Below are 22,226 nucleotides of genomic sequence, written 5' to 3' on the forward strand. Positions count from 1 at the left end.
ATCAGGTCAGGCGCAATGTGCTGTATTGTGAGGCCGGACCCGGATATTCGGCGCCCTCGTCGGCACCAATTTCCGATGCAATCAGCGCGTTGGTCTGTTCATTCAGACGCTGGATGACCGCTTTGTGGGCGTCCGGTTTCCACGCGAGATTGTCGAGCTCGTCGGGGTCGGACACCGTGTCGTAAAGTTCGAGATCATTGTAGGTGACAAGGTCGTTCCAGCGCGTCGGGACATGATGCTGCGCGGGCGCGAAATAGCGTGCAAACTTGTAGCGCCCGTCATGGACCCCGCGATGCAGGCGGCGCAGCATCAGGTCGTTTTCGGGCAGCGGCCTGATTTCGGCGACCCCGGCCGGAACGTCGGGCGCGTTCCAGCCGTAGCGCACGGCATAGTTGAAAAAGACCCCCGCCTTGTCCCGGCCCGTTCGCACCTTCGGAGAGGCGAGCGCGGGGGACAAATCATGCCCGACCAGCCTGGGGTGGCGTTCGCGGCGTTCGGCGTCGCTGATCCCGGCCAGCGACAGCATGGTCGGGACCAGATCGACTGCGCTGCCCAGCGCCTGGGTGGAGGCTCCGCCGCGAAGGTCGGGATGGACGACGACCAGCGGCACACCGACATCCTCCTTGTAAATGGTGCCGCCTTTCTGCCGCATCCGGTGCGCCCCGGCGCGTTCGCCATGATCCGACGTGAACAGAATGATCGTGTTGTCGAGCTGCCCCGATGCAATCAGCCCGTCGATCACCGTCTTCATGTGGCGGTCGACGTCGCGGATGCAGTTGAAATAATAGTTCTGGTTGCGCAGCCACACCGCCTCATCCTCGTGGCGCATCCGGCCGTAGAAGGCCGCCGAACTGGCGGTGATCGCCTCATGCGCGCGCGGTTTGCGCGACAGATCGTCAAGGTAGTAGCTTTTGGGCAGCGGAAAGCCCCAGTCACGATCGTAGACCGGATCGCCCGGCGCCGCGAGCAGCGGCGCGATGAGATTGGGCCGCGCACGGGTCGTCTCCCCCTCCCCCGACGGATCGAAAAACATGATATCGTGCGGATTGACGAAGTTCACCGCCATAAACCACGGTGCGTCGTCGTCGTCCGTCGCAAAAGCCCGAAGCTGGCTGACGGCTTCGGCGGCCGTCACGCCATCATTCTTGAAACCCTCCCAGCTCAGCCCCTCGCGCTCACCATCGAAATTATAGCCTGAGAAACCATATGGCTCGAGTATGTCCGCCGTGTTGGGGAAAATTCCAGCCGCGACGCCGCGGAAATTCCGCCCTTCGTTGATGTTCGAAAGATGCCATTTTCCCTTGTAGGTCGTGCGATATCCGGCGCTACGCAGCATCGTCCCGATCGTCGGGATTTGCGGACTGAGCTGTGGGTGCGGCGGCGAATTGGGGTTGGCATAGACGCCGGTGTGCTGGGTATGGAGGCCGGTATAGATATTCGACCGCGATGGCCCGCACGGCGTCGTATTCACATGATAGCGGTCGAACGACATCCCCTTTTCGCGCAGCCAGTCATGCGCGGGGAGCGGGAGTCCCGCCGGAATGTCGGCGAACGCCCGTTGCTGATCGTTGACGATGAGAAGAATATTGGGGCGCTTGCCGCGTGGCTTGGCCACTCCCGGCGCGACGGGTGCCGCCTTTGCCCGGGTGCCGTTCGCCGCCACTATCGCCGCCGCCCCTGCCACAAGCAGAGTCCGCCGATCAATTCCCGTACCGTCACGCATCCCGAACCTCCCAAAAGCCGGTTGTGTCGTCTTTATAGTTAGTATCCTAAGATCATGCCGGAGTCGGGAATTTTGTCAAGTTAATTGCCAAAATATTTGCAACGCCCCGGACCGGACCGGCCCGTCAGAAGACCGGAGTGTTGGGCTCCAGCCCGATCAGCGCACGTCCATGGAGTTCGGTCGCGGCATCGAAATCATAGACGACGTGGCTCGCCATCACGTTGATGTCGCGCAGCGCGCGCTGCAACGGACTCGTCGTCATATGCGCGCTCGAGCCCGCGCCTTCGACGACCAGCCGGATAGCCTTGCGGCACATGTCCATAGCCAGCGCGACCTGCGCGCGCAGCGCAATCCGGTCCTCATTGCGGACCAGCCCTTCCTGCGACGCAAGCGCCACATTGCGGCGCCCGACCTCGCGCAGGATCATTTCCGCAGTCTCGGTCATCGCCGCTGCCTCGCCCAATCGCATATGAGCGGCAGGCTTTTCGATCTGTTTGGTCGTGGTGCCGAGCAGGGTGCGCACCCCGATCCGTTCCTTGAAATGATCGATGGCCGAGCGCGCGACGCCAACCGCCGCGATCGCTGCGGTGATCGCCAGAAACGGCGTCATCGGCATCCGGTAGATCGGGTTGTGGGCGTGAATCTTCGCGCCTGGCGCACAACCATTGCGCATTTCGCCCATGTCCATCACGCGATGTTCGGGGACGAAGATATCGCGGCAGCGAATATCGTTGCTGCCGGTGCCAGCCATTCCCGCGACATCCCAGGTATCGAGCACCTCGACATCGGCCGCCGGCAGGCCGAGGAACAGCTGGCGCGGCGGGCTTTCGCCCGGGACCATGCCGACGAGCAGCACCCAGTCGGCGTGCATGACGCCGGTGCCCCATTTCCAGACCCCCGACAGGCGATAGCCGCCCTCGACAGGCTCGGCGACGCCGGGAGGATTGGTGGCTCCCGGCGCGATGATATAGGGGAAGTCCCCGCCAAAGGTTTCGTCCTGGAACTTCTCGGGAAATTGAGCGAGCATCCAGTTATGCTCGACGCAAAAGGCGGTGACCCAGCCCGTCGATCCGCACCCCTCTGCGATCGGCAGCATCGCATCGATAAAGCTGTCGATATCGAACTCCAGCCCGCCATAACGCTTTGGCACGAAATGATAGAAGCAGCCCGTCTTGCGGATCGCGTTCCATACCGCATCGACCGGCCGGCGTAGCTCTTCGCATTCGAGCGCGTGCGCCGCGACCAGCGGCTTGAGCGCCATGGTCCGGCGCACCAATTCTTCGGGCGTCAGCGCGTCGAGCTCGGCACGGGACAGCCAATCGCCCCCCGCAGGGATGCGCCGATCGGCGAAAAGCTCTGTCTCGACCTGCTGTGCTTGTACGGCGATATTCATATCATCCTCTCTCCCAGGCGATGTATCGATCACATCGTCAAACTAGGATGAGGGATATTTTTGTCAAGAAACTTTACCAATTTGTCGACGCGTTACGACTTTGGCTGATCCGCCTCCAAAGCTTTCAATACGCTATCCGGCACTTTTGGCGGCTCACCCCAGTCCTTCATCATCGCGTCGCGCAGGCCGTGATAGGTCGGCAGTCCGAGCCGCTCGACCAGTGTGACCTCCAGATAGTGGAGAATCGCCGAAGCAGCCCGGCGGGTTTCGGTCGCCTGTTCGGGAAAGCGGACAATCCGGGCACGGCGATCGTCGGGATCGGGAACGACTTCCACGAGTCCCCGCGTTTCGAGTTCGGCGATCATCAGGCTGATCGCCTGGCGCGTGACGCCAAGGTTGCGCGCGATGCGGGTGGCGCGGCTTTCACCCGCCGAAATATTGGCGATCAGCATCGATTGCGCGCGCGTGACATTGGAAATTCCAGCTTCCTTGAGCGCAGCCTGCAGCGCCTCATCGAACCAATAGACGGCGCTGAGCAGGTTCATCATCAGGAAGGGGCTGGGCATTCATTGTCCTTCTACTCGCGCTAAACCGATCAGCATCGCGGATACTGGAGCCCGGCTCCAAGTTAAATAAGAAGTATCAGCGGGATAGATTGACAGCGTGGATTGTCGATGGATTCCGGGCTTGGCCGAAAATCACCGAGGATCAATGCGCCAACTGATACACCCGCTCGCTTCATGCGCGAGCCTGCCTGGCTTTGCCAAGCGATTTGACAGGTCGGCGTTGCATCGAGACCAGAGAAACCCGGCCACCGTCGGGAGCAAGGTGCAAGCCTGCAGACCGCGCACAACGGGAGAAAAGATGATCGTGGAAACAATCATTGCCATCGGCAAAGAGCTATTGCGAGTTATTCGCATACGCACTAAGGATGCCGCGCCCCGGTTTATCGGGACGGAATCGGAGCCATTGCGTGTCGGCGGTTGCAGTAAAAATCGACATCGGTACGCTCTATCTGTCCCACGGCGACTGGCTGCGCGAATGGCTGCGGCGAAAGACGCAGTGCACACATCGCGCGGCGGATCTGGCTCAGGACACCTTCTGCCGCCTGATCGAGGCCGATGACGCAGGCCCCGTCCGCGATGCCCGCAGCTATCTTTCGACCGTCGCCCGGCGCATATTGATCGACGATATACGCCGCCGCGAAGTCGAGCGCGCGTTCCTCGCTGCCTGCGAGGCGCACGGGCAGCATGTCGACAATCTCACCCCCGAGCGGATAGCCGAAGCGGTCGAGCTTCTTCGCGCCGTCCTCCACTTGCTCGAGACGCTGCCACACCGGGTGCGTCAGGCCTTCATCATGATCCGACTCGACGGGCTTCGCTACGCCGCCGCCGCCGAACGGCTGGGTGTGTCCGAGCGCATGGCCAAGCGATATGTCGCGCAAGCCTATGCGCATTGTTACGCGCTCGCCTATAGCGATTAAGTGACCGCCGAACGCCCCACTCCCGACATGATCGAGCAGGCGGCCTTCTGGTCGGCTCAATTTGCCACCGGCGAAGCCACGCCGGACGACCATCTGGCCTGTGAGGCCTGGTGCCGCGAGAATCCGCTGCACCGTCTGGCTATGGACCGGATGCGCGGGCTCGATGCCCGGTTCGACCACACCGATCATGCGAGCCGGGAAGCGGTGGACGCGCTGTTAAAAATCGGCCCTACGCGTGCGCGCCGGTGGGGACGCGCCGCGATGGGCCTGCTCCTGTTGGTCGGTGGCGGCTGGTTGACGGCGCAGTCGCTGACTATCCAGGCGTGGTTCCCCGATTATGAAACGGGTCGCGGCGCACAACGCCATGTCGCGCTCATCGACGGAAGCGCGCTCGACCTCGATACCGATGCCGCCCTCGATTTCGACCGTTCGGCCGGCTCCCGAACCGTAACCCTGTTCCATGGACGGATATTCGCGCGCGTCGTGAAAGACCCTGCCCGCCCCTTCGTGGTGAAAACGTCCGACGGCAAGGTGACGGCCCTCGGCACGGCGTTCATTGTCGAGCGGAACGCCAGCGAAACCTTGGTCACCGTTATTGAATCACATGTGCGCGCCTGTGCCGACGCGCGCGACTGTGCCGAGCTTGCGCCGGGCGATCGCGCCCGGATGAGCGGCGGAGAACTGCAAAAGCTGGGCAGCGTCGATCCGGAGACGGCGGCGCTGTGGGCCGAAGGCTGGCTTGCGGCCGACAATCGTCCGGTGACCGAAATATTGCGGGAACTCAATCGCTATCGCGCGCAGCCCGCGCGCTTCGACAGCGGCGATCTTGACGGCGTGCGGGTGTCCGGAAGCTTCCCGCTCGGCAATCCCGACCGCGCGCTTCAAGCCATCGCCGAGGCCACCGGCTTGCGCATCGAGCGGAGCCCCGAGGGCGCTGTCGAGGTTCGCCGCCCGAAATAATTCGCCCCGCCAGTTCCCGATTTCCAATCTCGCCCGTCCCCCTTGTGAAGCGATGACTTGAAAGGGATTTGAGATGACGGGGTTGAAATCGGCAGCGGCGATTATGCTGGCCGGGGCGGCATCATGGGCGGCGCCCGCTATGGCGCAACCCGCGCATCAGGCGAAGGCTGTCGATATTCCGGCGGGTCCGCTCGGCAATGCCGTTGCTCAACTCGGCCGCAAGATGGGCGTGATAATCGCTTTCGACCCCGCACTGACCCAAGGCCTGCAAACGCGGGGATTGCAGGGAAACCACACGCCGGCGACGGCGCTCGACCGCCTGCTCGCCGGCAGCGGCCTTCGAGCGCGCTCCGACGGCCGGGGCGGTTTCACCATCATACGCGCCTCCACGCCGCGTGCCAGAAAATCGCCGACACGCAGTCCGGCCCCCGCGCCCGCCATCCGCACGCGCGAAGCAGCACCGGTTGACGACGCCCAGGCGGCCGAATCCGAAGAGATTGTGGTCACCGGCTTTACCGCGAAAGAAGCGCAAAGCGGTCTGTTCGGTACGCAAGCCGTCCTCGACACACCCTTTTCCATCACATCCTACACCGATGATTTGTTCCGGGCGCAACAGGCGCGCACCGTCACCGACGTGATCGCGAATGACCCGTCGGTGCGCAGCAACCTGTCGGCGAGCAGCGAAAGCGAACAATATGTCCTGCGCGGCTTTCCGCTCTTCGCGTCCGAAGTCGCCGTCGAGGGTCTGTTCGGCATGCTGCCGATCCGCCGCATTCCGATTGAACCTTTCGCCAAGGTTGAAATTTTCCGGGGCCCCAACGCGCTGGTGAACGGCGTGGCGCCTTTCGGAAACATAGGCGGGATGATCAACCTCATTCCGAAGCGCGCAGAAGACCGGCGTACGCTCAGCGCCACCGCCTCCTATCTCTCGGCCGGGCAGTTCGGGGGGCATGTCGACGTCGGCGGACGCATTGGCGTGGATCGCGCGCTGGGCATCCGCCTGAACGCGGCGGGGTACAAGGGCGATCTCGACATGGATTTCACGAACCGGCGCGCCGGGATCGCGAGCCTCGCGCTCGATTACAAAACCGGAAATCTCCAGCTGACCGCCGATCTTCTGTATACGGCGGAACGTCTGATGGGACAGGATTATCATCTGACCGCGGCAGGCGGTTTCCAGATTCCCGACGCGCCCGATTCAAAGCTCAATTTTGGCCAGCCGTGGACGCGGACGACGAACGAAAGCAAACGGTTCATCCTTGGCGCGAAGTACGAGATCGTTCCCGGGACGACGGTCATGGCGAAATATGGCTATCTCGATTTCGACGAGCAATATCGCTATGTGCAGGGTCAGTTGACGGGGGCGAACGGCAATCTCACGGTGCGGTTCAGCCCTTTTGCCAGCCGGTCGATCGACCAGACAGGCGAGATCGCGCTGCGCTCGAACTTCGATACCGGCCCGGTTCGTCATCGCCTCGTCGCCTCGGCGACGCGGCTCTTTATCGAGAGCTTCGGCAATCCCGCCTTCCCCGCCACGGCGACCTTCACCAACAATATCTATGATCCGGTCCATGTCGCCCGCCCCGACAGCATGTTCAACGCGGCAGCCGCGGCGCGCTTCGACGATATGCGCCATACCTCGGACCGCAAGCTGTCGAGCATCGCGATCGCCGACACGCTATCGGCATTTGATGAGCGCGTTTTACTCACGGTAGGGCTGCGCCGCCAGAATGCCAAACTTACCAGCTTCGACCGCGTCACCGGCGCGGTGACGAGCACCTATAACAAGTCGAAGACGACCGCTGCCGTTGGTCTGGTGGTCAAGCCGCAGGACAATTTGTCGCTGTACGGCAGCTTCGCGCAAGGGCTGACACCCGGCCTGTTCGCGCCGGCCGGGTCTGCCAATACCGGATCGGTGTTTGCCCCGTCGGTCAGCACGCAGTATGAGATCGGTTCGAAGATCGACGTGGGGCCGTTTGATGCGAGCATCGCCCTGTTCCGCATCAACCAGCCTTTCGGCTATGTCCAACCCGCGACCAACCTGTTCGTTATCGATGGCGACGTCGTGAACCGCGGTGTCGAAATCAACCTGTCGGGCAAGCCGGTGCAGGGGCTGACGTTGCTCGGCGGCCTCCTCTACTCGGCTGCCGAACAACAAGGCACCGCGGGCGGATTGACCGACGGCGAACGGCCGATCGGTGTCCCGAAATGGCAGTTCAACATGTTCGCCGAATATGAACCCGCTTTCCTTCCCGGCTTTGCCGTCAACGGGCGCGTCATCCATACCGGTCGCCAATATTATGATGCGGCCAACCTGCGCCCCATCGATAGCTGGCGGCGTTTCGATCTGGGCGCGCGCTATGCCTTCGACGCCGGCAGCGGCCGCTACACGATCCGTGGCAGCGTCGAGAATGTCGGCGACAGCGCCTTCTGGCAGTCGGCGTCGCGCGGCTTCCTGACCCGTGGTTCGCCGCGGACCTTCCGCCTGTCGCTGGAAGCCGCGTTCTGATCGGCCGCGCCGGCCCCATGGGTCGGCGCGGCTCGTCCGTCACGTCATGACCCGCACGATCCTCTTTCAACTCCACTGGTTTCTCGGCATCACCGCCGGCCTTGTGCTGGCGGTGATGGGGGTGAGCGGCGCGCTCATCTCGTTCGAAGACGAACTACTGGCGGCAATCAATCCCGGCGTTGTCACGATCGAGCCGGCGGCCACTCCGCCGCTTTCGGCGCCGGAACTCGCGAAGCGCGCCGAAGCCCATCATCCCGGCATGCGCATGACGCGGATCATTGTGCACGACGACCCGTCCCGGTCGGCGTGGGTCAGCTTCAAAAAAGACGGGTCCAAGGAGCGCACGACCAATTATATCAACCCGGCAAGCGGGCGGCTGCTCGGACCCGGACGCGGACAGGAATTCTTTGACTTCACCATCCGCTTTCACCGCTGGCTCGCACTGCCCGACGGCGGCAACGGCCCTGGTCGGCAGATTACCGGCATCGCGGCGCTCGCGCTGATCTTCTTCGCCCTGTCCGGGCTTTATCTGCGCTGGCCGAGACGGCCGCTCGACTGGCGCGTCTGGCTGACGCTCGACTGGCGAAAGACCGGGCGCAATTTTCACCGGGCTCTGCATGCCACGATCGGCGGCTGGGTCGCGATCTTCTACCTGATCAGCGCGGGGACCGGGCTCTGCTGGTCCTACGCTTGGTATCGCGACGGGGTGAACCACCTCCTGTCGGCCGAAGCCGTCGACACCGGAATGAAAGGCGCGAGCAAAGCCAGCGGCGACCCGGCCGACTTCGCAGTCGCATGGACGGCATTCGTCGGTGCTACCGGGGGCCGGCCCTACGAGACAATCACCGTGACGCTGCGCGACAATGGCGAGGTGCAGATTCGCGCCAAACTGCCCGGAGCGCGGCACGACCGGGTGTCCGACGAACTGACGATCGACGGGACGAGCGGCGCGATTGTGTCGAAACTTGCCTATGCCGACCGGGCGCTCGGCGAAGATCTCGTTATCAGCCTCTTTGAAATCCATCGCGGGGCCTATTTCGGCATGGCGGGACGGATCGGAATCACTGCCGCCGCGCTTACTATGCCCCTGTTCACGGTGACCGGCTGGCTACTCTATCTTTCGCGCCGCCGCCGCAAGCACGCGCTCAAGGCCGTCCCGCAACCGGCCGCAGCTTCCGCTATCGCAACCGATCAAGCCAGCATGCTCATCGTCTTCGCGAGCCAAACGGGCACCGCCGAGCGGATCGCACGGTTGACCGCCGACGCTTTCCCCTCGGCCGCGACATTGCCGGTCGCACAGCTAGACGACGCAGCGCTCGCACGTGCCGACAAACTGCTGCTGATTGCGAGCAGCTATGGCGAGGGGGAACCACCCGACGCGGCGCGCGGCTTTGCGCGCCGGATGATGGCGCGCCCCCGCGATCTCGCCCATATCCGCTATGCGGTCCTCGCGCTGGGCGATAGCGAATATGACGACTTCTGCGCCTTCGGCCATCGCTTGGATCATTGGCTGCACGAAAGCGGCGCGGTGCGGATGTTCGACCTGATCGAGATGGATAGCGACGACGCGGGCGCGCAGCGGTCGTGGCAGCAGCAGCTGGCGGCGCTCGGCGCTCGCACCGACCAACCCGACTGGGCGCGCGTCCCGATGGCGGACTGGCGCCTCGTTGAACGCCGCCTCCTCAACCCGGGAAGCGCAGGAGAATCCGCCTATCATATTGCGCTCGAGCCCCTGCCCGGGGCGAGGGCAGACTGGCTCCCCGGCGACATCCTTGAGGTCGAGCCACGGCATGACCCGCGCCGCATCGACGCCTTTCTTGCGGCGTCAGGCAACACGGCCACCCCGGCGCTGCGGGATCTGCTGGCCCGATCCATTCTCCCCCGCGCCGACGCACCGTTGTTCGACGCGCGGGAACTCAAGCCGCTCGCCCACCGCGAATATTCCATCGCCTCCATCGCCGGGTCGGGGCAGATCGAACTTATTGTGCGCCAAAGGCAGGCCGGGGACGGCCTGCCCGGCCTCGGATCGGGATGGCTGACCGAGATCGCAAGCCCCGGCGCGATCATCAAGGCGCGGATCCGTTCCAATCCGGCCTTCTATCCCCCGTCCGATCCTTTCCGGCCGCTGATCCTGATCGGCAACGGCACCGGCCTTGCCGGACTGCTGGCGCATCTTCGCCATCGGGCCGTTAGCGGCGGGGGCCCGGCATGGCTCTTCTGGGGCGAAAGACATCCCGACTTCGACGATTTTTGTGGCGAAGAATTGCGGGGCCTGCAGCGGCTGGGCCACTTGGACCGGTTGACCTGTGCATGGTCCCGGCTCGCCGAAAGGCGATATGTCCAGGACGAGGTTGCACGCGCCGCTACCGATGTTCGCGCGCTGATCGATGACGGCGCAGCCATCTTCGTTTGCGGAAGCCTGCAAGGCATGGCGCCCGCGGTGGATGCCAGCCTGCGAGAAATAATGGGTGATGCAGCGGTCGAACAGCTGAGCGAAGAGAGACGATACAGCCGCGATATCTACTGACGAGATCAAAACCCGGGGGGAACGACGGCTCGGTCCCACGATCCGGCAGTTTCTCGCGCAATATTTCTCGTCTTTGGTTGCCCCCCAATCAAGGAGTCGCGGCAAATATTATGCGCTACCTGGATGGCGCGGAACCGGGTCGGGTTCATGTCGCAAGCAGCGACCGCATCCATTCACCGAAGCTCGCGCTGGCGCTATGATCCGACAGGAGCAACCAATAGGAGCGTCCGCGACGGACCGAAATGCGCGATACTTCGACCAGCTCGGCATCACCGAGATGCCTGGCGCAAACGAGGCGGGGTAACAGCCCGACGCCCTGCCCCGTCTCCACTGCGTTCAGGATCGCCGATGTCTCGCGGAACTGCACCGGATGATTGGCCAGTGGCCATGTCACACCTGCGGCCCGATGCCAGATGGACCAGGCTGTGCCCAGCAGCGGCACGGCCAAGTCCCGCTGCATTTCCAGACTGCCATTGATTTTCGCCGCCACGTCCGGGCGCGCGACAGCCACCAACTCTTCCTCGCCGAACCATTTCGCGCCATCGGGCGCGCGCTCTTCACTGGCAATCACCAGCGCAACGTCGCACGCGTCTGCGCCGTCGAAGTCGCGTCCCAGCCCGATAACCGACGTGGTAATCTGGGGATACCGGTCATGAAACGCCTCGAGATGTGGCATCAGCCAATAGTGAAGCAGGGAGCGTACGATTCCGACCACTAGCGGACGTTGCGGCGACGACAATTCGGTCCCCGCATCGCGAATCATCGACAATGCGCGCGCCACTGCACCCGCATAGGTTCGTGCCTCTTCCGTGGCGCGCAGGCCCGTCGGCGTCCGACGAAACAGCGTGACGCCAGCCCGTGCTTCGTATTGCCGGACGGCTTGGCTGATCGCTGACTGCGTCAGGTTCAATTCGCGCGCAGCAGCCGTGAAACTTTCGAGGCGCACCGCGGCCTCAACCGCGCGGAGCGCCGCCATAGGCGGATAAACAGCGTTCAAGTGCATCGCATATTAGTAATGCTTATGGAGGGTGAGAGAAAGCCGCGTTTTTCTTCGCCTCCGAAGATTGCCAAAACCCGCATCATGAACGGCACGGCGTTATCGCTTCTCTCATTTGCAGCACTCTGGCTGATGCAGGTCACGATTCCAGGTCCCAATTTCGCGCGCATCAGCGAAGCGACCTTCACCCATTCCCGCGCGCTGGGAATGAAGACGGCGACCGGAACGGCTGCCGCGAACGCTTCATGGTGCCTGATCGCCCTGGCTGGTGCGGCCGCCATCGCGCATGATCCGCTTTTCGGCCCGCTGCTGCGGATGGCCGGAGCGCTCTATTTTGCCGTCTACGGCTGCCAGCTTCTCTATCGATCCTTCCAGCCGCGTTCGGGCGCGCACTCATCGGTCAACAGCGTGACGGCCTTTCGGTCGGGTTATCTCACCGGGATCGTCAGCCCGCAGGCCGGCTTGTTCTTCGCGAGCGCGCTGACGAACATTCTGCCTCCCGTCCGCGACTGGACCATTGCGGTCGTCATTGTCGCGATTGCCGCCGGGACGACGTTGGCCTGGTACGCGATCGTAACGCTGTTGCTGGCAACGCCCCCGGCGCGGACATGGTACGAGCGGCGGCGGCCGGTCATCGAACGAGCACTGGGGTTAATCCTGCTCATCGCCGCGATCCGGTTGATGGTGGCAGCGACTGCCACAGGCCCGATCGCCAATCCTTGATCGCTTCGACGGGCGTCATTGGGGTGCCAGGCTGGGAAAACGGATAATGAGGTTCATCGCTCCTTCTTCGTCGCCCGCGCCGCCCGGACACCATCGAAGAACGGCTTCTCATTGACCTTCACCGCGAGCCCCTTCTTCGACAGGAAAAAGGCGGCGCGCGGCATGGTGATGTTGCCTTCACTTGTGGTCAGCACCGCCCCCTGCGGTGCCAACGTCTTGACCTTGCCAAGCACCGCCGTGCCATCGGCGCTGTACACCTCAGCCCCGGGCTTCAACGCTCCGTCGACCGCCGCGGCGTCAGCCTCGGCTTCCTTCAGTACCGCAAGAATTTTCTCTTTCGGAGCCTTCAGGGCTGGCCCTTTCCTGGTTTTCAGAAATGCATTCTTCGGTACCACCAACCCGTTGCCGTCGATCGCCACAGCGACCTTGTCGCCCATGACCTTGACAATCTGGCCGATCTCTTCGCCTTCCTGATCATAGACTTTGGTGCCAAGGGTCAACGACGCGGGAGGCGCCACCTCCTGCGCCTGCGTGGCAGGAACAACGGACAGCACCCCACCGGCAAGACATAGCGCAGCGAGCAGGCCGGAAAGCTTGGACATGAAAAGCTCCTGTCGAACAGCAATACCTGCCCGTGCAGCATCGCACGGCGTCGCTCCAAATGCCGTGTAGCCCGGCCGTGCACCGGACACGGCGAGCCGACCAAACGGCTTCAGGCAATCAAAACAAGGCCCCCAACCGCAGCAGCGCGATACGCCCGATCGATCGACGATGCACAGCGGCTGTGCTTTGGATAATCCTAGCCGCCTCGCGTCAGCTAGCACATGGCGTCGTGCCGTATCGACTTGGTCTGACCCAGCAAGGTCGCGCGGCCAATCTCTTCGGGCGAAATGCCCAAATGGCCCGCTGTTTCGGTGAGCACCGGTACTTGGCCTAGCGTGCTGATCGGCAAGGATGCAGCTATTCAGGCTTTCTGGTTGCAGGCAACGCCGGCGGAAGGCCGCGAAGTAATCCTGGTTTTCCGTGACGCCAGCACGATAGCGAGGCCACCGATCGCCATCACCGCGCCCGCAATCGATACCGCGGGATAGCCAAGGCCCAGCCCGATCACACCGCCGCCGGCCGCCGCGCCGATCGCATTGCCAAGGTTGAAGGCACCGATATTGACCGCCGACGCCAGATTGGGGGCATCGGATGCGGCCTCCATCACGCGCATCTGCAGCGGCGGGACGATGGCAAAGGTCGCAACGCCCCATGCAAAGATGGTGACCGCCGCGGCGATCGGCGAGAACATCGTCACTGCGAACAGAACAAGCAAGACAGCCAACCCGGCGAGCGAAACGATCAATGTACGATCGATCGAGCGGTCGGCAAAGACCCCGCCGAGCCAGTTGCCGACCGTGAGTCCGAGGCCATAGATTACCAGCATCGCTGTGATGTAAAGCGTCCCCGCCCCCGTCATTTCGGTCAGGATCGGCGCGATATAAGTGAAAACAGTGAACATCGCCGCGGATCCAATGGCGGTCAATGCAAGCGCGATCAGCACCTCGCGGCGCTTGAGCACCTTAAGCTCGGCAAGCATATTGCCGCCCTCGGCGCGCGGGATGTCGGGCAGCGCGAAACGAAGCGCCACCATCGTGATCAGACCCCAGATGGCGATCGCGCCGAAAGCCGTGCGCCAGCCGAATGTCTCGCCGATCCACGGCGCGAGAGGCACACCGATGACATTGGCGAGGGTCAGCCCCATGAACATCGCCGCGACCGCGCTTGCGCGCTTTTCGGGTGCGACAAGGCTCGCCGCGACGACCGACCCGACGCCAAAGAAGGCGCCATGGTTGAGCGAAGTGACCACTCGCGCGATCATCAGCGTCGCATAGTCGCTCGCGATCGCCGACAGGAAGTTGCCGAGCGTGAAGATCGCCATCAGCGCGATCAGCAATGTCCGCCGCTTCAGTCGCGCCGTGGTCAATGTCATCAGCGGTGCACCGACCAGTACGCCAAGCGCGTAGGCCGAAACGAGCAGTCCGGCGGCCGGGATAGAGACCCCCAGGCCCTCCGCCATATTGGGGAGCAGGCCCATCGGGGCGAATTCGGTGATGCCGATGCCAAAGGCGCCAGTGGCCAGCGCCAGCAGTGGAAAATTGATCTTCATATGCCTGATTCCTGCGAGGTGGCCGACCGCAAATACCGATTCAACCCTCATTTCACGTCCGGTGCACAGATGGCCTTCGTCGATCAATTGGTTTAGAGGGCAATTCGGTCAAACATTTGTGAGCTGAACGCAAAGATGAGTCGCGACCGCATCAACCGCGCCGCCGATATGGAGATATTCGCTACTGCGATCGAACGCGGCAGCTTTTCCGCGGCTGCGCGCATACTCGGGCTGTCGCCATCGGCCGTCAGCCGCGCCATATCGGGAATCGAGACCCGGTTTGGCGTTCGCCTGATCGTCCGTACGACGCGCGCGCTGGCGATGACCCCCGAGGGCGAGGCTTATTATCACGCGGCGCGGCGCATCCTCTCCGACCTCACCGAGGTCGAGCAGGCAATCGGCGAACAGGCCGCACCGCGCGGTCGGCTGCGGGTCAGCACCACCCTCTCCTACGGCCGGCTCCATGTCGTACCCTTGCTCGGCGAATTTCTGGACCTTTACCCGGGCATCATCGTCGATATCAGCCTGACAGATACGGTGATCGACCTGATCGAGGAGCGCGCCGACATCGCAATCCGCATAGGCCCGCTGCCCGACAGCCCGCTGATCGCGCGGCGACTGGGCGAAAGTGACCGGGTGGTTGTGGCATCCCCGGCCTATCTCGCACGCTACGGCGAACCGATAGTGCCCGAGGATCTTTCCACTCACCGCTGCCTCGGCTTCAACTTTCGCCGCCAGCAGCCTTGGTGGCCGTTCCGCCGCGAAGGACGCGATATCAGCCTGCCGATCAGCCCCGCGATAGAAGCCAATAATGGCGACACCGTCACCCAGCTCGCGTTGGGCGGCGTGGGCATCGCGCGTGTCGGGCGTTTCAACGTTGCCGACATGATCGCCGACGGGCGGCTCGTCGAACTGCTCACCGACTATAATCCGGGCGATGTCGAGCCTTTCCACGTACTTTTCCTCGGCGGTTCGACGCTGCCGGCACGGGTGCGGGTGTTCATCGACTTCCTCGCTGAACGGCTTGGCGGCGCGAAACATAGCGGGCAGGCGGAGGGCCAAGGTAATTCTCGGCCCTCCGCCTGCCCGTGATGGATTCTCGGGAAACCAGTCCGCCGTAAAGGGACGCGGACAGTCACTTGCCATTCCGGCCTTCGCGCCTAGCTCAACCAGACCTTTCCTCTCGGGGTATCGAGCACCAGGTTGATGCTCGCCTTGTTGCTCCGCAACACGGGTGTTTCCACACCGAGCCCACGATAGATGTCGGCGAGTTCAGCCACACGCGGATGCGCCACGGTGAAAGAGTCGATCGTCACGCCTTTTGGAGAGCTTTCAGACGGATGGGGCGTCGAACCCAGCCAGTCGATGAAGAAGGGCAGCGCGTCGTCGAACGGGGTGCCCGCGACGTTCAGCAACTCCCAGTTTACCGCGCCGCCATCGGGACGGACGCGGCCCATCGCGCGGGGACCGGTAAAGCTATAGTGCTGTGCGGTGATCGCCGGCTTCAACTTTGCAAAGCGGTCCTTCACCTGGAGCGCGTAGCTGACGATCCGCGGCTGTCCGTCCTCGATGAGCTTGCCCCAGCGTCCGCCGCCACCCGCGCGCGCCGGTGAAAATATCTCGAGATACGAACCGCCGCCAAGGCTGATCAGCGCGTTGTGGCTCTGTTCGCGCCCCGGCGCCTTGCCACCCGACACAGGCTCCACCCCGGTGAGGTCGGCGATCGTTCGAATGCCTTCGTCGAGGTCGGGCACCGCCCATACGATATGATCGAGCTGGAGGCCCGATGAAGAGCCTGCGGGCTTCGCCTTAGCCCGCGCCGCCCAGGCGGAAGCACCGCTGCCGAGCAGGCCGGCGCCGAGGCCCAGCCCTACGAAACGCGACACGTCACGGCGTGAATAATCACTCATCATCAATCTCCTTGTTTGTCGGTGTAATCGAGCGCCGGTTTGCGATCCCCCGCCAGCGACACGTAAGTGAAGCCCGCGCCGCGGCGGGCGTCGAACTCGGCCTTCGCCGCCGTGATCGCCTCGGGGCTCAGGAACAATTCGGCGGCGGTGAGCGCGAGCGTCTTCGCCGCGACCAGCGCGCCCTTCTCGCCGATCGGCGTGCCGCTGGTTGCCGCTGCCTGCCAACTGTGCGGCGACGTGCCGCGCACGAAAGTCGCGGTGGACAGCGATGCCGTCGGAGTTACCCAGCTCACATCGCCGACATCGGATGAGGCCGATCCCTTGCGCTCGGGGCCGAGGGGCTCGATCTGCGACGGGTCGCTCTCCTTGATCCCGCGATCGGGATAGGTCGCCAGAACGGCCTTCGCAAAGGCCGCATCATCTGGCGTATAGCTATAGCCGCCGACGCGCGTCAGATTGCGGTGAACGATGCGGTTCAGCGTGAGGTTCGGCAGCGTATCATAGGCGCCCGAGATCAGTTCGACCTCAACCTTGGTGCCCGTGGCGAGCGCCGCCCCCTCACCCGCCGCGACGACGCGTTGCCAGATGTCCTTCACCACCACGGCATCATGGTGCCGCACAAAGTAGAAACTCTCCGCCTTCGCCGGCACGATGTTCGGCTGTCCGCCGCCGTTGGTGATGACATATTGGATGCGCGCATCCTGCGGCACATGTTCGCGCAGGAAGTTCGCGGCGACGTTCATCACCTCCACCCCGTCAAGCGCCGAGCGACCCCGCTCGGGCGCCGCCGCGGCATGCGACGCAACGCCTTGGAAGCGGAACTTGCCCGAGATCATCGCCAGCGACCGCCCCGGCGTGGCGCCATTGCGGTCGCCCGGATGCCAACTCAGCGTCAGGTCGACATCCTTGAAGAAGCCGTCACGAACGAAATAGACCTTCGAAAAACCGCCTTCCTCGGCGGGAGTTCCGTACAACCGGACGGTTCCGGGCACGCCGTTCTTTTGCAGCCATTCTCTGAGCGCGATCGCGGCGGTCACCGAAGCCGCCCCCAGCAGATTATGACCGCAGGCATGGCCTGCGATCTGGCCGGCGATCGGGCTGACGTGCGGCACCGCCGCCTGCGCAAGTCCGGGTAGCGCATCATATTCGGCGAGGAGCGCGATGACCGGGCCGCCCGACCCCGCCTCGGCGATGAAGGCGGTCGGCATGCCACCCGCGCCCGGGGTGATCCTGAACCCCGCCGCCTTGAGTTCCTGCTGCAGGCGCGCGCTGCTCTTGACCTCCTTGAAGCCGATCTCGGACAGCGACCAGATATCGCGCGACAATTTATTGAGGCGCGGTTCTAGCGCCGCGGCGATGGGCAGGATTGTTGCGGCGCGCTGTTCGGCCTGTTCGTTTGTGGAGACCTGCGGCACGGTCGACGGCGTGGTTCCCTGAGCAAGGGCGGGGCTCGAAAGCCCCGCCAGCAACAACGCCCCGGATAGTCTGGATGTAAATTTCATCTTCGCCTCCCTCAGATACCGAGCTTCAGGTTGAGACCGACGGTCCGCGGCGTAATCGTCGTGATCTGCTCGATCGTGCCGCCCAGCACATTGCCCGCCGTCGTCCGGCCTTTGACGTCGAAGAGGTTGGTCACGAAAAGATACGCCCCCCAGACATCGTTGCCGATCCCGGCGCGCGCGCCGACGGTCGTGTAATCGCCGAGGCGGCGATACGCCGACGAAGTCGGACGGAAGTCGGCATAGGAGCGGCCGACATAGCTGAGGTCGCCGCGAACCAGTGCCTTCAGCCCGCCGACATCCCATTCATATTGCCCCGCAACCGAATAGCTGATGTTCGGAATCTGCGGCACGCGGTCGCCCTTGCGGCCGCTCGCGATGACAAGATCGTTGATCTGGTCGGTTGTCAGCTTGGCGGAGAGGAGGTTCACGTTCGCCGAGAACTGGACCCCGCGCGCAGGCAACGCGACAGCCTCGGCCTCGATACCCTTCACTCGCGCGTCGCCGGCATTGGTGAGGAAGGAGAAGGTACCGCTGGTACCGCTGACCTGAAGATTTTTCCAGTCGGTGACATAGCCGGTCAGGTTGAAGAGGAACTGACCGTTCAACAGCGTCGACTTGGCGCCAGCCTCATAGGTCCACAGCTTGTCGGACTCATAAGGCGTGAAGGAGCTCGGCAGGCCGAGCACCTGGTTCGCACCGCCGGGACGAAAACCCGACGCGGCCTGCGCATAGACGAGCAGCTTCGGCGAGACCTGATAGGCGACGTTCGCCTTGTAGAGCAGCCCATTTTCTTGTGTTTCGCGAACCGTCCACGGCTGGACCGCGAAATTGATGAGGTCGAAACCCTTCTGCGTGTCGCCGGCTACGATCCGCTTGTAGTCATAATAGCGGATGCCGCCGGTGACGGTCAGGCCATCGACCGGGCGCAGCGAAACCTCGCCGAAGCCCGCAACCTGTTGCAGGCGATCGCGAACCTGCCGCGTGTAAACGAGCGGTTCGTCCTCGCGCAGATTGCCCGACGCATCGACAAGCACGCCGTTCGAACCAACCCACGAACTGCGCCGCGACCAATAGGCGCCGACCGTCCAGCTCAGGAACCCCGCACCCTTCGACTGCAAACGCACTTCGCCCGTCGCATTCGTCATCGTCTGCGGCGAGACATAGGCGACCGGACTCACCGTGCCGACATAGGCGTTGAAGTCGGCCATGCCCTGCGGCGTCGCGCAAACTGCCGCGGTGAAATGGCGCCGGCAGAAGGTTTGGTTGTTGGGCGCCCCGCGCAGCAGATAATAGGGGTCGCGGATGAACAGGCTGTCGCGGTCCTGATAGGCACCGGTCACAACCAGATTGGCGAAACCAAGATCGGCGTTGGCGGTGCCGGTATAGAGCCGGTTCTCGTCATAGAAATCGAGGTTGACGCGGTTGGCGCCGACGAACTCGCCGAGCCCCGGCGCCCAGACCGGGTTCGCACCGCTCGCGTCATAATAGTGAAAACCGAGATCGAGGGTCAGCCAGTCGGTCGGCTTCGCGCGCAAAAGCAAACGAACGCCTTCGGTCTGCTCGCGGTTGACCTTTTCCTGCCCAAGCGCCGGATTGTCGATCCAGCCCGCATTTTCGCGACGAAAATAGACGGCACGCACCGCCAGCCGGTCGTCGATGACCGGCACATTGACCATCGCATTCACCTGATAATTTTCACCCGCATGGCTGGTCGTCGAGCCGACAAGATCGACCCCCGCCGCAAATTCATTACCGGGCTTACGGTAGATGGTGCGGATCGTGCCGCCCATCGAACTCGCGCCATAAAGCGTGCCCTGCGGACCGCGCAGCACCTCGATGCGTTCGACGTCGAACAATTGCAGGTCGCCCTGATTGCCCCCGGAATCGCTTGTAGTGCCGGGCGCGCCGGCGAGCGGCGCTTCGTCATAATAGATGGCGACCTGTGGCTCGCCCGACGAACGAATCCCGCGGAGCGAAATGCGGCGCTGGCCCGGACCCGCGTCGGTCACGACCAGACCCGGCGCAATCTTCGTCAGATCGTTGAGACCATAGATGGAGGCATTTTCGAGCGTCGTGCCGGTCACCGCCTGGATGCTCGCGGCGGTTTCCTGAAGCCGGGTTTCGCGCTTCTGCGCGGTGACGACGATATCGGTGTAGCCGCTTGTTTCTGCGGATGAACTCTCGTCCTCGATCTCCGCCGCCCACGCCGGTGACGCGGCGAGGACTGCAAGCGCGGAAACGGCGAGGCTGAGCCTCCCCGAGTATTTGGTGATGGTCATTCAACTTTCCTGTCGATTTTATTGGGGCCCCGCGCACAGGCGCGGGCTAGCTGGCTTGGACGCGCAAGATCGGCGCGCGAGCGCGCACAGGCCGACGCCCTGTCGAAGCGACCGGACGCAAGCCTGCGCGCGCGGGACCACGCGAGCGGATAGAAATTGGCGTTGTTGATATGGAGAACCGGCGGCTTGTCCGCCGCTCCGACGTCGCCGCCCGGCTACTCCCGGCGTTTACGCATATGCATCGCTATACCCCTTGTTGTGGAGGGGGAACGCAATGCCTGACGATGTCGCCCCAGCATCACGCGCTTTAGCCGTTGGTAACGCGGAGCAAGCTGCTTCCCGATCAAAAACCGCGGGTCGAGGGGAGAGCCGTCACCCGTCTCGACCAGCTCCGAGTGACAAACTCAACTTAATAGATTGATAATTGATTCGTCAAGCGATCTGACCCACCCGATAGCGAAATCGAACTACTATGAGGTATCAAGCCGGTGGGGAAGCGGCCACTCCGCTTTTGAGCGCACCCCACGGAGCGGACGATCAATGTAGACGCCTTCATCATTTTCCATCATCCTGAGCCCCGGCCGCATCTTTTTGCCACATGCCCAAAAATATGAAGGCAGAGGGTGTCGAGGCGGGGCGTGCCGCCATTGTTCAAATTGGAGGACGCAGATGAAAATCCTGATGAAGTTCGCGATGTCGCTTGGCCTTAGCCTGCCGCTGATAGTCATTCCGGCCCAAGGTATCGCGGCGCTCCAGCAGGGTGCGAAGGCGCCCGACTTCACCCTGAACGCCGCGCAAGGCGGCAAGCCCTTCAGCCTGTCCCTAAAGCAGACGCTGAGGAATGGGCCGGTCGTGCTCTATTTCTTCCCCGCCGCCTTTACGCCCGGCTGTACAATGGAAGCCCATCTTTTCGCCGAAGCGTCCAGCAGCTTCAACCGGCTGGGCGCGCGGGTCGTCGGTGTGACCGCCGGCAACATCGATCGCGTCGCAGAATTTTCGAAGTCGGAATGCCGCGACAAATTTGCGGTTGCGGCGGATCCGGGGGCGAGGATCGCAGCGAAATATGACACCGCGATACAAGGTCCGAACCAGACGATGATCTCGAACCGGACTTCGTTCGTCATCGCGCCGAACGGGACCATCCTGCTAAGCTACACCGATCGCAATCCGCAGGCGCATATCGAAAAGACGATGGCAGCGGTTCGCGCATGGAAAGCCAGGCAGCGCTAATCCGGGCCAATCGAACGATTGTTTTCGGGGCAACCCCATCGTCGGCGGCACACATCGTCAGTGCCGCAGATATTGGCTCGGCGGCACGCCAAAGGCCCGGCGGAACATTGCTGCAAAACCGCTCGGGCTGTCATAACCGACTTCATAAGTCACCTGAGTGATCGACGCGCCCGCGGCGAGTAGCGACAACGCCTCCATCAACCGCACCTGCTGTCGCCAGACGGCCAGCCCCATCCCCGTTTCCTGCTTGAAGCTGCGGGTAAAGGTTCGCCGCCCCATCGCCGCCACTCCCGCCCAATCGTCGATGTCGCGCGGATCGGCAGGATTGGCCAGAATCGCGTTGCACACGCGCAGCAGGCGCGGATCACCCGGCATCGACACCCGATAGGGAGCGTTGGGCATCAGTTCGATTTCGTCGAGCAACAGCCCGATGATCCGCCCCTCACGCCCCGCAACATCATAGAGCGGCGGAAAGTCTACGGCTTCGAGGATCAGCGCTTTGAGCAGGTTCGATACCTCGAACACCCGGCACGGCCTCTGCCCTTCGCCGGAACCGCCGGGCAAATAGAGGGTCCGCAGCGACACTGCCCCGCGACACGCGACCTCATGCTTCATCCCGGCGGGCAGCCAGACCGCACGCTGAGGCGGAATAACAAAGCTCACCTCCGGCGTTCGCACCGACATCACCCCCGCCGAAGCATAGAGAATTTGTACATGTTCATGGCTGTGCATGGGATCGACGAAACCCGCAGAATATTCGTCCCGCAAAGCAATAACGGGTCGATCATTCGAAATAACGTCGCGGCTGTGCTTCATGGCCCATTCTCCACAGGTTTCT

At 63.2% G+C, this 22,226-nt stretch carries 18 protein-coding genes; 7 read left to right on the forward strand and 11 right to left on the reverse strand.

Going from position 1 to position 22,226, the window contains the following annotated elements; translation table 11 throughout:
• Position 1 precedes the first annotated feature (1 nt).
• The 3 genes from AC1RRJ_RS09050 to AC1RRJ_RS09060 all read right to left on the reverse strand — a co-directional run bounded on the left by AC1RRJ_RS09050 (position 2) and on the right by AC1RRJ_RS09060 (position 3,682).
• Entirely contained in the window at positions 2-1,723 is a 1,722-nt protein-coding gene (locus AC1RRJ_RS09050) for a sulfatase family protein (protein WP_493121687.1), read from the reverse strand.
• 124 nt (positions 1,724-1,847) lie between these two features.
• Positions 1,848-3,116, reverse strand: a complete 1,269-nt coding sequence (locus tag AC1RRJ_RS09055; protein ID WP_493121689.1) for an acyl-CoA dehydrogenase family protein — start codon at positions 3,114-3,116, stop codon at positions 1,848-1,850.
• A 92-nt stretch (positions 3,117-3,208) separates the two neighbouring features.
• On the reverse strand, positions 3,209-3,682 hold the full coding sequence (locus AC1RRJ_RS09060) for a MarR family winged helix-turn-helix transcriptional regulator (protein WP_493121692.1): 474 nt from the start codon (positions 3,680-3,682) through the stop codon (positions 3,209-3,211).
• A gap of 407 nt (positions 3,683-4,089) precedes the next feature.
• Here AC1RRJ_RS09060 and AC1RRJ_RS09065 point away from each other — a divergent pair, with 407 nt between their 5' ends.
• The 4 genes from AC1RRJ_RS09065 (at position 4,090) to AC1RRJ_RS09080 (ending at position 10,595) form a co-directional block, all read left to right on the forward strand.
• Positions 4,090-4,599: a sigma-70 family RNA polymerase sigma factor gene (locus tag AC1RRJ_RS09065; protein WP_493121695.1), complete on the forward strand. Its 510-nt coding sequence runs from the start codon at positions 4,090-4,092 to the stop codon at positions 4,597-4,599.
• Positions 4,600-4,626: 27 nt separating this feature from the next.
• Positions 4,627-5,559, forward strand: a complete 933-nt coding sequence (locus tag AC1RRJ_RS09070) for a FecR family protein (RefSeq protein ID WP_493121698.1) — start codon at positions 4,627-4,629, stop codon at positions 5,557-5,559.
• 73 nt (positions 5,560-5,632) lie between these two features.
• Positions 5,633-8,068: a TonB-dependent siderophore receptor gene (locus AC1RRJ_RS09075; RefSeq protein ID WP_493121701.1), complete on the forward strand. Its 2,436-nt coding sequence runs from the start codon at positions 5,633-5,635 to the stop codon at positions 8,066-8,068.
• 46 nt (positions 8,069-8,114) lie between these two features.
• The gene (locus tag AC1RRJ_RS09080) at positions 8,115-10,595 is read left to right on the forward strand and encodes a PepSY domain-containing protein (protein WP_493121704.1); all 2,481 of its coding nucleotides are present in this window, start codon (positions 8,115-8,117) and stop codon (positions 10,593-10,595) included.
• Positions 10,596-10,740: 145 nt separating this feature from the next.
• Here the strand turns inward: AC1RRJ_RS09080 and AC1RRJ_RS09085 are convergent, their stop codons facing one another.
• Positions 10,741-11,571, reverse strand: coding sequence for a LysR family transcriptional regulator (locus AC1RRJ_RS09085; protein ID WP_493121707.1), 831 nt, complete (start codon positions 11,569-11,571; stop codon positions 10,741-10,743).
• A gap of 105 nt (positions 11,572-11,676) precedes the next feature.
• Here AC1RRJ_RS09085 and AC1RRJ_RS09090 point away from each other — a divergent pair, with 105 nt between their 5' ends.
• Positions 11,677-12,315: a LysE family translocator gene (locus tag AC1RRJ_RS09090; RefSeq protein ID WP_493121710.1), complete on the forward strand. Its 639-nt coding sequence runs from the start codon at positions 11,677-11,679 to the stop codon at positions 12,313-12,315.
• Between the two features lie 53 nt (positions 12,316-12,368).
• Here AC1RRJ_RS09090 and AC1RRJ_RS09095 read toward each other — a convergent pair whose 3' ends face one another.
• The 3 genes from AC1RRJ_RS09095 to AC1RRJ_RS09105 all read right to left on the reverse strand — a co-directional run bounded on the left by AC1RRJ_RS09095 (position 12,369) and on the right by AC1RRJ_RS09105 (position 14,467).
• The gene (locus AC1RRJ_RS09095) at positions 12,369-13,007 is read right to left on the reverse strand and encodes a hypothetical protein (RefSeq protein WP_493121712.1); all 639 of its coding nucleotides are present in this window, start codon (positions 13,005-13,007) and stop codon (positions 12,369-12,371) included.
• 125 nt (positions 13,008-13,132) lie between these two features.
• Positions 13,133-13,267 (reverse strand): hypothetical protein, encoded by a 135-nt coding sequence (locus AC1RRJ_RS09100; protein WP_493121715.1) that lies wholly within the window; start codon positions 13,265-13,267, stop codon positions 13,133-13,135.
• 12 nt (positions 13,268-13,279) lie between these two features.
• Positions 13,280-14,467, reverse strand: a complete 1,188-nt coding sequence (locus AC1RRJ_RS09105; protein ID WP_493121718.1) for an MFS transporter — start codon at positions 14,465-14,467, stop codon at positions 13,280-13,282.
• A gap of 135 nt (positions 14,468-14,602) precedes the next feature.
• Here AC1RRJ_RS09105 and AC1RRJ_RS09110 point away from each other — a divergent pair, with 135 nt between their 5' ends.
• Positions 14,603-15,559, forward strand: coding sequence for a LysR family transcriptional regulator (locus AC1RRJ_RS09110; RefSeq protein WP_493121722.1), 957 nt, complete (start codon positions 14,603-14,605; stop codon positions 15,557-15,559).
• A 68-nt stretch (positions 15,560-15,627) separates the two neighbouring features.
• On the opposite strand, the gene AC1RRJ_RS09115 is transcribed toward AC1RRJ_RS09110, so the two are convergent.
• Genes AC1RRJ_RS09115 through AC1RRJ_RS09125 form a run of 3 tightly spaced genes read right to left on the reverse strand, consistent with a single transcriptional unit; the run spans position 15,628 to position 20,158 of the window.
• On the reverse strand, positions 15,628-16,380 hold the full coding sequence (locus AC1RRJ_RS09115; RefSeq protein ID WP_493121724.1) for a VOC family protein: 753 nt from the start codon (positions 16,378-16,380) through the stop codon (positions 15,628-15,630).
• Positions 16,380-17,879, reverse strand: coding sequence for an amidohydrolase (locus AC1RRJ_RS09120; protein ID WP_493121728.1), 1,500 nt, complete (start codon positions 17,877-17,879; stop codon positions 16,380-16,382). The genes AC1RRJ_RS09115 and AC1RRJ_RS09120 overlap by 1 nt, the downstream gene beginning before the upstream one ends.
• Positions 17,880-17,890: 11 nt before the next feature.
• Complete coding sequence (locus AC1RRJ_RS09125) at positions 17,891-20,158, reverse strand: TonB-dependent receptor (RefSeq protein WP_493121731.1); 2,268 nt, start codon at positions 20,156-20,158, stop codon at positions 17,891-17,893.
• A 669-nt stretch (positions 20,159-20,827) separates the two neighbouring features.
• Here AC1RRJ_RS09125 and AC1RRJ_RS09130 point away from each other — a divergent pair.
• Positions 20,828-21,388 (forward strand): peroxiredoxin, encoded by a 561-nt coding sequence (locus AC1RRJ_RS09130; RefSeq protein ID WP_493121733.1) that lies wholly within the window; start codon positions 20,828-20,830, stop codon positions 21,386-21,388.
• Between the two features lie 57 nt (positions 21,389-21,445).
• Here AC1RRJ_RS09130 and AC1RRJ_RS09135 read toward each other — a convergent pair whose 3' ends face one another.
• Positions 21,446-22,204, reverse strand: a complete 759-nt coding sequence (locus AC1RRJ_RS09135; RefSeq protein WP_493121735.1) for an AraC family ligand binding domain-containing protein — start codon at positions 22,202-22,204, stop codon at positions 21,446-21,448.
• Positions 22,205-22,226: the final 22 nt, after the last annotated feature.

The organism is Sphingopyxis sp. GW821-FHT12C06 (assembly GCF_058807415.1).